General features: G+C 40.8%; 8 protein-coding genes. 4 read left to right on the top strand and 4 right to left on the bottom strand.

What is annotated here, in order from left to right; translation table 11 throughout:
- Positions 1–346: 346 nt before the first annotated feature.
- Entirely contained in the window at positions 347–1,615 is a 1,269-nt protein-coding gene (locus tag BIW53_RS14495) for a sugar MFS transporter (protein ID WP_070992727.1), read from the bottom strand.
- A 511-nt stretch (positions 1,616–2,126) separates the two neighbouring features.
- Here BIW53_RS14495 and BIW53_RS14500 point away from each other — a divergent pair.
- Entirely contained in the window at positions 2,127–3,077 is a 951-nt protein-coding gene (locus BIW53_RS14500; RefSeq protein ID WP_070992728.1) for a carbohydrate kinase family protein, read from the top strand.
- Between the two features lie 231 nt (positions 3,078–3,308).
- On the opposite strand, the gene BIW53_RS14505 is transcribed toward BIW53_RS14500, so the two are convergent.
- The 3 genes from BIW53_RS14505 to BIW53_RS14515 all read right to left on the bottom strand — a co-directional run bounded on the left by BIW53_RS14505 (position 3,309) and on the right by BIW53_RS14515 (position 8,159).
- Positions 3,309–3,815: a YcgN family cysteine cluster protein gene (locus BIW53_RS14505; protein ID WP_070992729.1), complete on the bottom strand. Its 507-nt coding sequence runs from the start codon at positions 3,813–3,815 to the stop codon at positions 3,309–3,311.
- A 65-nt stretch (positions 3,816–3,880) separates the two neighbouring features.
- A complete protein-coding gene (locus tag BIW53_RS14510) occupies positions 3,881–5,827 on the bottom strand; it encodes a sensor histidine kinase (RefSeq protein WP_070992730.1) in 1,947 nt (648 codons plus the stop codon).
- 193 nt (positions 5,828–6,020) lie between these two features.
- The gene (locus BIW53_RS14515; RefSeq protein WP_070992731.1) at positions 6,021–8,159 is read right to left on the bottom strand and encodes a DUF7507 domain-containing protein; all 2,139 of its coding nucleotides are present in this window, start codon (positions 8,157–8,159) and stop codon (positions 6,021–6,023) included.
- An 804-nt stretch (positions 8,160–8,963) separates the two neighbouring features.
- Here BIW53_RS14515 and BIW53_RS14525 point away from each other — a divergent pair.
- From BIW53_RS14525 to BIW53_RS14535, 3 genes are all read left to right on the top strand, one after another.
- The gene (locus tag BIW53_RS14525) at positions 8,964–10,112 is read left to right on the top strand and encodes a Na/Pi symporter (RefSeq protein WP_070992733.1); all 1,149 of its coding nucleotides are present in this window, start codon (positions 8,964–8,966) and stop codon (positions 10,110–10,112) included.
- A 151-nt stretch (positions 10,113–10,263) separates the two neighbouring features.
- Complete coding sequence (locus BIW53_RS14530) at positions 10,264–11,208, top strand: hypothetical protein (RefSeq protein ID WP_070992734.1); 945 nt, start codon at positions 10,264–10,266, stop codon at positions 11,206–11,208.
- Between the two features lie 180 nt (positions 11,209–11,388).
- Positions 11,389–11,934 carry a GbsR/MarR family transcriptional regulator gene (locus BIW53_RS14535; RefSeq protein ID WP_070992735.1) on the top strand — a complete coding sequence of 182 codons (546 nt, stop codon included), beginning with the start codon at positions 11,389–11,391 and terminating at the stop codon, positions 11,932–11,934.
- Positions 11,935–11,939: the final 5 nt, after the last annotated feature.

Raw genomic sequence — 11,939 nt, forward strand, 5'->3', positions numbered from 1 at the left:
AGCCATGTTATTTTGATATTGCCGTAGCCCCGCCAGACACACCCTGGATGTACAGCCTAATTGTAGACGCTCTTATCACGTTGTATGCCCTTAAAAGCAGCCACAAAGAATCACATGATATTGGCTTTATCATCTATCTCATTTTTAACGCCCTCGATTTTGATAGTATCAAGTATGTATAGGCAAGCTTAGCTGTTACATCTACATCAACGACATTTAGAACGTTCCAATAAATATGAAGACTACGTGAATATGAATACGTATTCAATAGTCTTCATTAGACATGTTTTTTGACTATAAAAAAGGCAAGCGAATGCTTGCCTTACTTGCGGGAGATACTTTGTAATTAATTAACTTTACTGCGCCACTTCTGCGCCCAACTCACAACATTCAAGCCATACCAAGCGATATATAGATAACACACCAGAGGTACTACAAAACTCATTTGTATATTGATTGAGTCAGCAAACATCCCCTGAATAAGCGGTACAATAGCACCGCCCACAATCGCTAAACATAACCAACCAGAGCCTTTACTGGTCAGTGAGCCCAGGCCTTCAATTGCCACAGAAAAAATAGTCGGAAACATAATTGAGTTAAATAAACCAATGGCCAGTACTGCCCACATAGCCAAATGACCCTCGCTCAACATGGTGGTACTCAGTAGTGCAACGATACAGAAGGCGTTAAACATAAGCGCTCTTGATGGTGCGATTTTTTGTAATACAGCCGAACCAATAAATCGACCTATCATTGCACCACCCCAGTAATAGCTGATTAATTTAGCTGCGGCATGTTCTTCAAGGCCCGCAATATGCGGCTGCGCGAAATAGTTAACCAAGAAACTGCCTATCGCAACCTCGGCGCCTACGTAACAAAAAATGGCACCGACTCCCATAACTAAATGAGGCGCTTCAAACAAGCTATGTGCTTTTGCTTTACAGGTTTGTTCTTGCGTGTGCGCTTCAATCGTTGGTAGTTTGAGAAAAGCAAATACGATTGCAATAGTTAATAGTGCACCGGCAAGCATCAAATAAGGTACTTTTACCGACTCTGCCCCCGCTTCTGCCGCCATGGCGCCTGCGGTTCCGAAAAATAACAATCCACCCACATACGGGCCCACCGTCGTGCCTAATGAATTTAATGCTTGTGCGAGATTTAAACGACTAGAAGCTGTTCTAACAGGTCCTAGCGCGGCTACATAAGGGTTTGCTGACACTTGTAGTACAGTTATACCCGAAGCTAATACGAACAAGGCACCCAAAAATAACCAATATTCGTGAACCACAACCGCAGGATAGAACAACATACACCCGATAGAAGCTACGACTAAACCTGTCAAAACACCGTTTTTATAGCCTAGTTTTTTAACCAATGCACCGGCGGGTAAAGAGACAATAAAGTAGGCACTAAAGAAGCAAAACTGGATCATCATGGCTTCAGTGTAGTTAAGATCGAATACGCTTTTTAACCTAGGGATAAGTACATCATTGAGTACGGTTATAAAGCCCCATAGAAAAAATAATGTTGTCATTGCACTTAACGGTAACAAATAGTTTTTGTTTTCGTCATTACCTTGTGCAACAAAGCTTTGATTTGTGTTTATGTCACTCACAAGAAAAACTCCAATAGTAGGGATAAATCGATTTTACACACTGTAACAACAAAATCACAAATGATTTTATGGAACGTTCCAAATGATATGTGATGACATTCTGTCCTGCAATAAAGTTGGAAACTTTCATTGGGCTGTACAATGTTGGTCACCATTTCTTACGATATTAGTATAAACACAATTGCACATCCATGACGTTTGCCATCCCGATAAGACTTATTCATTAAGTGATGGAAGGTACAAGCCAGTGCAGCTGCCCCCTTCAGGGAGTCACCAAAATCAATTCACACCCAAGCACTGTTAGCTAAAGCCCCCATACTAGCCATGCTGTGATAAGATCTAGTTATACAGTTGGGCGTGGATGTTTTCCCATCCAGAGTTTGATTTCGTACACAATGTAGAGGCAAAGCTCATTACTACGAAGAAAAGCCCAGTTTGAAAAAATCATTACTATATCATGGGCATAAGCTGTAGATTTCTGCGCGCCTATCAATTACAAGAGCAATAAAATATGAGTGTTATCTGTTTTGGTGAAGCCCTAGTAGACTTTTTGTCAGATGGAAAAAAACCAGAATCATTTACGAAATATGCAGGTGGCGCACCTGCAAATGTCGCGGTTGCCGTTGCAAAGCAAGGGATAAAGGCTAGCTTTTGCGGCATGTTCGGCGAAGATATGTTTGCAGATTTCTTACTCCGCGAACTGAGTGATCATGGTGTTAACACTCAGTACTGTCGCCGCACCAACAAAGCTAAAACTGCACTGGCATTCATATCTTTGGATAAAAAAGGTGAAAGAAACTTTAGCTTTTATCGCCCACCAGCCGCTGATTTGCTCTTCAGAACAGAAGACTTTGATCCAGAAGTTTTTATAAACCATACTATCTTGCATGTTTGTAGCAATAGCTTGACCGAAACGAATATTTATAAAACAACCATTTACGCTCTTAACCAAGCTAAAAAATATGACATTCTATGTAGTTTCGATATGAACCTGAGGCTCCACTTATGGCCATCACAAAGATACATTATTGAGCGCTTGTGGCATGTCATCGCTTTGTCAGACATAGTGAAGCTATCACAAGAAGAATTGGACTTTTTGCATCAACATAGTCATGGGGAACATGGGCAAGATAAAACCATATCGGCAATACTTGCAGCCAATACACAGTGTGTCATTGTCACAGATGGCGAAAAACCCATTCAATATTATACCAGTTCCAACCAAGGTCAGGTGCTCCCATCACACGTGACGGCTATAGATACCACCGCCGCTGGAGATGCCTTCGTTGGTGGCTTTTTAAGTCAACTTGCAAAACACACCTCTCCTTTACAGGTCATGGCTGATGAACTAACACTGGTTAAGGCCATCAGCTACGCCAGTAAGTGCGGCGCACACGCTGTAACTATTAAAGGGGCATTTGGCTCAATGCCAAGCGCACAACAAATTGATCAGGATTTGTAATGTTTGGATGTTAGTTCGTGGGTGATGAGTAAAACAAGATGTGTATTTAGGTTAGTACTTAGGTCTAATCGTACAGCTTAATACTGAACGTTCTGTAATTTCTGAGAGTTTTCTGTCGCACCTTCTACCACATAAATAGTGTCTTGGGTTACTAACATAAATAAGCTAATTGTCTGCGCTTGAAGCTTGGGTAACTATCGGTCCGAGTCTAACAACGTGTAACTAAATCCATCAGTCACAATCAAATGCCGGCCAATCAGCAACATAACCTTCAAACTCATGTTCCATATCGACGGTGTTGTCTTTCGTAACTCGCCCTTTGACACTAATGCCAAGTTGGTGCATTTTTTCTTTACTGCCGTCGTTGAGCAGTGGGTGCCAACTTGCAAGGCCCCTGCCCTCATAAAGACGGCGATAACTACAGCTTTGAGGCATGAAGAATATATCTTTGAGGTTTTCTTTGGTAAGCTTTACGCAAGAAGGTACAAGCTGCTGGCGTTCATTGTAACGTGTACAGCCACAGGTGTTTTCATCGATATATTGACATACCAAACTGGTATAGATCAGGCTCTCACCCTCGCGTAAAAAGTCTGTACTGGCAAACGCTTCATCTTCCTCATGGTCACTGTCAATGAAAGTATTTAGACAACATTTACCACAACCATCGCAAATAGCTTCCCACTCTTGTTGGTTCATTTGCGCTAGCGATTTCGTTTGCCAAAATGGTTCGTTGTTCATATTTAGTACTTCATCATTACAAGATCAATGCAAAGTCTACTTAAATCGACGTTAATTAGCAAAGATCACGCAAATTCATAAGCAAATGACTTCGGCAATTTAAACTCAATAGCAACCCCACCTAGAGAGCTATTGTAAGATGTGATTTCTCCTTGATGCGCGTCAATTAGCTTTTTGCATACCGCAAGCCCCATTCCTTTACCTCCAGAGGCACTATTACGAGAAGGCTCTTGTCTAAATAAAGGCTCAAACAATAACTGATGTGCATCAAAGGTTAACGGATCGCCTGAATTTTCGATACGCACTGTTAGGTTGTTATCTGTCTCAATAAAACTCAAAAGAATTTGCACTGTACTGCCACCAAACTTCAATGCATTAGAAATAGCTTCATCAATCACTTGTTTAATCGCCTTCGCATCTATACTGATAGTACTCATTCCATTGAGCTCACAGCGCACACTAAAGCAGTGCTGATTGCTGTCTATAGACTGCCCACAACTGTGCGTGACTTGCTTGATAAAGTGACCTACCTTAACAGGCTCAATATTCAAACCATAATGTAAATCTTTAGAATCACTTACGAGCATCAAAGTATTAATAAATTCATTTAGCTCATCAATTTTATCTTGAAGCTTTTTGTAAGAGTCATGTACGTTATCAACGATGTTATGCTGTAGTGACTCTACCTGAATTTTCATTACGGTTAATGGTGTCCTTAACTCATGAGATAAATCTGTAAAAAGCCGCTGTTCATTTTTCTTAATTTGCTCGGTGTTCTGTAATGATATTTTCTGTTCTTGCATCATGGATTCATTGAGCGAATTAACTTGCTTTTGGAGACGATAAACCAATTGATACTGAACCGATTTATGTTGCACTGCCATAGCTACTGTGAACAAGCACACTTCAATCAAATAGCCGACTTTTATATAAGTAGATATATCTACTTGCGCAAAAACATTGCCAAAGCTTGCTCCTAAAATTGCTAATACATTAACAAACAGCACGTGATTGAATAAACTAACAGCAAATATTCTAATCCCCGGCGCTTGTTGTTTCATACACCAGTAGCAGGTGTATAGAAATATGGGAATTATCAGCGAACTAGCGAGAAGATTGTAGAAAACAGATTGCAACCACAAAGCTACAGGAACTAATGCGGTATAAACCAACAGAGATCCAATATAAATTTTATCCAGCGCTACATGATGATACTTAAGCTGCAAAAAACTTCGCACAAATAGAATATGTAATATTGGCACCAATACCATCAATACGATGGAAAACGTGTTAGAAAACTGACCGACTTCAGGCCAAAAGTATTGATAAGTAAATCCTGCCATATCAACCACAATGAACAGGAACATACTTGTCCAAAGCGCGTAGAACACATTCGTTAGATTACGATTGAAAAACAGGTTTACAGTAACTATTAAAAGGATCGCCAAAACAATGCCCACTATTATGGCGTTGTTTAGTACGCTCATTTGCATCGTCTGTGTGAAGTGATCTGGGCTGTGAATTCGGATATTAGCAGGGGCGTTCGCGAACGTTTGGTATTTAATATAGAGTGTTTTGCTCTGCTTGGGAGAGATCTCAATAGGAATATACAACTGTGGGTGCTTAAACGGCCTATCCGTAAATTTACTTGACTCATTAAGACTAATTATCTCGCCGCTTTGTGATTGCCAGTACATTTCCAGTACAGGCAATCGGGCAAAACCAAATGACACATACCAAGTAGACTCATTTGTATGATTTGTGATGTCTATCTGAGCCCACTTCCAGTAACCTTCTGGATTTGGTTTTTGAATTGTGTAGGGTTCGAGCAAGTTAGGCATTGACTGTAGTTGCTTCACACTACTTATTTGCTTGTTATAGTCATGAAAAAACAAGGCATACTTTTTTAACTCATACTCATGTTGACTCGGGGTAAGCTCTAACGCATCAGCGGTCACCAAAAAACTGGCAAAGCAATTGAGTAAAAGCAAAAAAATATGACGTGACTTCATACACTAACGCAGGTTAATTAGACTAGACACAGCCTAACGAAAGAAAATGTAGTAAATATGGAGAAAAGCATACTATTTATTATATTGTCAAACAAAAAGTAGTACTAAAGAAGTATACATGATTTCCAGCTTGCTCTTGTTATATAAAAAGGCGCGTATATCACGCGCCTTGAGATAAACTTTGAGCATGCAGTTATTCGAACGTTATACTCGCAGAGTCCGTTGGCTGAATAGCTTGAGAGCCGTCATCATCAATTACCGTTGCAGTCACATTGTTCACATGAGGTGAACTGGTCACTATCGCACTAAACTGACAGTTATAGCTATCACCCGCTTGCGTAGCTGGTTGCATAACTTGTGGCACTGAACATGTTGTTGACTGAATGTTTCCTGCAACAACGGTAATATCACCAAACATATCATCCATTAGCTGGGTGATAGTCAAGGCCTCAGAGTCAGAATCATTCGACACGCTAACCTGATAAGTCACCACCGCTTGAGTGGCCGTTTTAACTAGGCTTGCTGCTGGCGGTGTATTAAGAATGTTTACTGTTGCATCATCAACAGCAGACACTACTTCCCCATCATCATCTAAGCCCGAAACAGATACAACGTTAGTGACAGATGTGTTGCCATTTCCCGCGACATAGGTGGTCAGACTACATGAATATGAGCCACTTGGCGCAATAACTTGAGGCAGACTACATGTGCCTTGACCGGCTATAGAGCCTAGTTTATCGTCATCAGCGACCTCTATTGTTACCGAATCCACCGAAGATGTATTGTTAATGGTGTAAGTGTACGTAACATTCGCACCAGGTTCATCAAACGAAGAAGGTGAGGCTGTTTTGAGCACTTCAATACTTGATGGTGTATTTAGAATTACCACAGTTGCCGAATCACTCGCACTTACTGTATTTCCTTCATCATCTGTGCCGGTCGCTGTGATGGTATCAGTTTCTGAATCACCAGCGTTACCACTCACTTGAGCAGAGAATGTACAGCTATATTGCGCTCCCACATTGATTACCTGTGGTACAGAACAATCGCCTTGAGCGTTTAAATCGCCATGGATGTTATCTATCAAAGCAGTGATAGTAATAGGGTCGGAACTAGCGGCACTGGTATTATCAATCACCATAGTGAAACTCACTAATCCGCCAGGTTCTGGCAATTGCGTTGGCGAAGCCGTTTTAACTAGAGTGATGCTTGGTGCTGAATCAGTAATTGCTACCTGTGCCGTATCGTCACCTGTAAGTACATTACCGTTGTCGTCTACCCCTGTTGCTGTGACAACATCAACTTCAACATCGCCTGCGTTGCCTACAATACTGGTGGTGAATTGACAGGTGTAAGTGTCTACACCGCCTGGGTTGCGGTCATCAGCTGGGATCACCTGAGGTACGCTACAAGTCGTGCTGATAATACCATCATGACCTGCCGTTGTGATGTCGCCATAAATGCTGTCAGACAATGTATTGACTGTGACATTATTTGACGGGTCTATCCCAACGTTGGTCACTGTAACCGTAAAGGTCGCATTTCCGCCCGGCTCAACCAAAGTGTCTGGATTAACAGATTTAGACACTAACAGTTCAGCTGGTGGAACGGCGATAGGAATATTAAAGGTATTATCACACTTACATTTTGAAGGTGAACCAGGGTAAGCATCACTTGGATTAACACATAGTTCGTTTGCACCAGACTGACGCCAACTTGTACAATAAGGTAGGTTTAGCTGTCCGTCATTATCGGGGTCAACACAGGTTGCTGTTAATGTGAAGGTTGGTGAAAGTGGATTGAAGTCAGGCTTACTTATGTCACCACACTCATCTTGAACGCCTGATGGGCCGCTGGTCCCTGGGAATGGGTCATTTGTACCATCTAAATCTAGCCAAGGAGGCGAAGGTGCAAATGGCAAGGTTGAAATACTACACTGTCCACTTTGAGCACCATCGTTATTTGGGTCACCATCTGTAACAAAATAAATACCGATATCATGACGCTCTTTAGAAGTTGTCTCAATATCAAATGTCGCTGTGAATTGCACTGTATCCCCTTGATACGCACACCCATCATCTAATATTTCCAGCTTAGGAGTGCCATCGGGATTTGATGATACTCCGGCAATTCTGACGTCGTTGGCCGTACATTGAACTGCAAACCCTGCCGTCTCTTCCATACACCCAGCAAACTCAGTACCTGTAGCTTGTACGGTGTTAAAAGACAAAGCACTTATTAATGCGAACGCACCTAACGCAACACGCTTTAGACCTAAGCCTAAAGTGAAGCCTTTCGGTTTGTGCTGAAAAGAACTTGAACCTTGAAACATTTTACATACTCCTTCATTTAACCATTCGTATACCAGAGACAAATCTGGTAACCAGCGCTAATAGCAATCAAGCAGTATTGCCCGACCCTATTAAAGTAATCAGCTCGCCTGCATTGAATGACAGACACGAATACTGATACAAAAACAATACTTTTGTACTAACAAACATAGCGACTGCATCTTTCCTTTTCTATATTACTAAAGCCATTAGATAACTTTGCTTACACAATCAGGGAAGATCACAACATTCAGTTAGTGTTCATCTTTATAAAGCATAGATTAATACATTCCAAACACACTTTCTTTACATTTTAAAAACAAAAATGAACGGGAACGCTGATAAACATACAAAAAAATAAGATTAAAATGATGTAAACTGAATATAACTGCTATTTTAGCAATTATATTGAATTACCTTAATTTGCTGTTTTATAACAACAACGATCTTAGTATTAACATAAATTTTATTTCGAAAAACGATACTTTTGAACAAGCGCCGATTGGAAACCCTCGGTTTGGGGACAATGAAAATATTTATATTTTTTTTGATTTAAAACAAAAAATAAGACTAAAGTACCAAGCAAGAAATTACAGAAGGAAGTTCTTTATAGCTCTGAGCGCTGTTAATTTCACTACAATTAACATAGAACAATACAACCATATGATTCTAAATGATTATATATGATTTAGTCCCGAGTTTAGTGATAAAATCGCATCAGTGAAATATTTCTGTAACAATCGCATGTTTAAATCCGCGTTCTTGACATAAAAACACCATCAAATTGTCATATTTGATGCAGGACAATGAGAAAATCTATGCGAAATTCCGCACACTCTGGCTTATATAAATTCTTAAACTGGGCTGCTATCGTTTTATTGGTTTACGCCGTTTTGGTAGCCGTTGGTACAGTCAGCGGTGGCTTCAAGTTAGCCTCTGGTGGCAGCGATGGCGCTAAAGAAATATTTGCTTTTGCAACAAACCCGTTCGTCGCATTGCTGTTAGGTGCGCTTGCGACTGCGTTAGTACAATCTTCCTCTACTGTAACTTCAGTTATTGTTGGATTAGTTGCTGGTGGTCTGCCTATTTCAATTGCAATTCCTATGGTTATGGGTGCGAATATAGGCACAACCATTACTAACACTTTAGTTTCAATTGGTCACATCAGATCTAAAGAAGAGTTTCAACGAGCTTTCGCAGCATCCACAGTTCATGACTTTTTTAACTTGATAGCAGTTGCTATCTTTTTACCCCTAGAAATCATGTTTGGGATATTACAAAAACTCGCCGCTAGCTTGTCGCACATGTTTGTAGGTGATACCGATCTCTCATTAAAAAGTTACAACTTTATTAAACCATTAGTTAAGCCAACGGTTGGTTTGATCAAAGATGCACTAAGCTTTTTGGATGGTAAACTACTTGGTGTTGCTATGGTGGTAGCTGGTATCGGACTTATCTTATTTGCCGTTACAGCGCTTGGTAAATTACTTAAAAAAGCTTTGGTTGGTCGAGCCAAAGATATACTTCACAGTGCGTTAGGACGCGGACCTTTAGCTGGAATTGGCTCAGGTGCAGCTGTTACTATAATGGTGCAATCGTCTTCAACCACCACGAGCTTAATGATCCCATTAGCTGGCAGCGGTGTATTCACTACTCGTCAAATCTACCCATTCACCTTGGGTGCAAACATAGGCACAACCATAACAGCGCTACTTGCAGCAACTTCTATCACAGGTCCTGCTGCCGAGGTTGCCCTAACAATCGCTTTAGTCCACGTTATGTTTAATGTACTAGCCGTCGCACTCATATATGGCATCCCTGTGCTTAGAGAGTTACCTTTGACATGCGCTGAAAAACTTGCGCAAATAGGGGCAAACAATAAACCTGCCGCTCTAGGTTATGTACTAGGCTCATTCTTCATTTTACCAGGCATCATCATGATGGCTGTAAGATAACCAAACTATTATTGAAAACGCCGCTATGTTAGCGGCGTTTTCATTTTTACTCGCCCATCTTTATCCCTTTTTATTTGTTCAAAAACAAAACCGTGATACCTTATTCAGCCCGAATTAAGGGACAATTGAATCATCAAAAAGGAAAACAAGAATGAACAAACATAAAGCCTTTGGACTTGGGCTAGTATCTATCATCACATCACTATGCAATACAAGCTTTGCGGCAAGCCTCACAGAACAGTACCCTGTCAGCGAAAATATTGTGCTTAGCGACGGTACTTCAGTGTCGATGCCTTTTCACGTTTCAGGCAATCTTACCACTGCATTTTTATCAATTATCAATACTAAGCAATCGGCAAAGTTTATTGCTAACGATAATTTTGAACCAATTGAAATTAAGTGTGATGGCGAAGGTACCAACCAAAGCATTGGTGTTCTGTATTTTCAAGATATAACGAGCAGCCCAGTCGGACCATACGCAGAAACGGTTAACACTATCGCTGTTAAACGTAAATCAGCGCCAGCACTTGAGTTACCCTGCTTATCTGTTTATGCCAGCAATCAAGAAAAGATGGCATATTTATTGGCTTCACAACAGATCATGGCACAGGCGAATGCTGCTAATACACAGCAAGGTTTGCCTTCTGACTACGCCATGTACAACCAGGATTTGGAGCTTAATAGTCCTTCGGCTATTCGTGCAGGTATTGAAATTTGGGGCTACCCTAAGTCACTAGCTGATTTGAACTATCGAGTGGGCGAATATTATGTCGACCTGCATGTAAGCAACCTACCAGGCTATACACCTATTATTGAGCTAAGTTACTTACGAAAAATAGGAATGCAAACACCACTATATAGTATTGGCAACAACGTTTTACCCCAGCGTTTACAGCCTAGTACTGATAAGCACACTCAGTTGCCAGGTATTTTGAGTTCTGAATCAGGTTGGGTACAGCCTTTTATAGGGTATTTCTGGGTTGGTCCCTCTAGTAGCAAAACTGCCAAAGCACTTCGTAAAACTGAGTTCTACCCAGTAGCCGTTGTGGAGTACACTAATGTAACGGGCGCAGCTTTACCACTTTACACTAAATAGTGTTATCAGGGGCTCGATGTGTGGGCCCCATTTACATGTCTTTTTTAGCCTTAATCTATTCCTTTTTTACCCCCAGCTATTATATTCAAAAATACATTAAACAGCTTGAAAAATAGTTCTTGATCTATATCAAACCTCTCTATATATTAAAGTTTCAATAATTACTGAAACTTTAGAACAATGATTTTATCTCCAAAAATTGAAAATTTTGTACTGCATTGCGGCGAGATGGGAAGCCGCTGGGGCTTTAACCGAACCATAGGACAAATGGTAGGTCTTCTGGTCATTCACGAACAACCATTGACCGCCAATGAAATAGCTGAGTCACTAAAAATCAGTCGCGGAAATGTCAGTATGGGGATCAAAGAACTACAGTCTTGGCAATTGGTAAAAGTTACTCACATTCCCGGCGATAGAAAAGAATATTATGCACCCAGTGGCAGTATATGGGACTTAGCAAATCGTGTTTTTGAAGAACGCAGAAAGCGCGAGATTGACCCAACACTATCCCTACTACGCGATCAGATCCTTGATGGCCCCAATTCTCCCGAGGAGGAATACGCACAAAAACAAATCCAAGCTATTCATGACCTATTAGAGACCGTTACAAAATGGTCAGCAGAGTTACAACGTCTATCCCCAGAACAATTACAGACACTTATGAAGCTTGGTTCTTCTGTTGGAAAAGTGATTGATTTAAAGGATAAATTACTTAAGAAGTCTTAATCGCC

The organism is Pseudoalteromonas byunsanensis (genome assembly GCF_001854475.1).
In the GTDB taxonomy this organism is placed as follows: Bacteria; Pseudomonadota; Gammaproteobacteria; order Enterobacterales; family Alteromonadaceae; genus Pseudoalteromonas; species Pseudoalteromonas byunsanensis.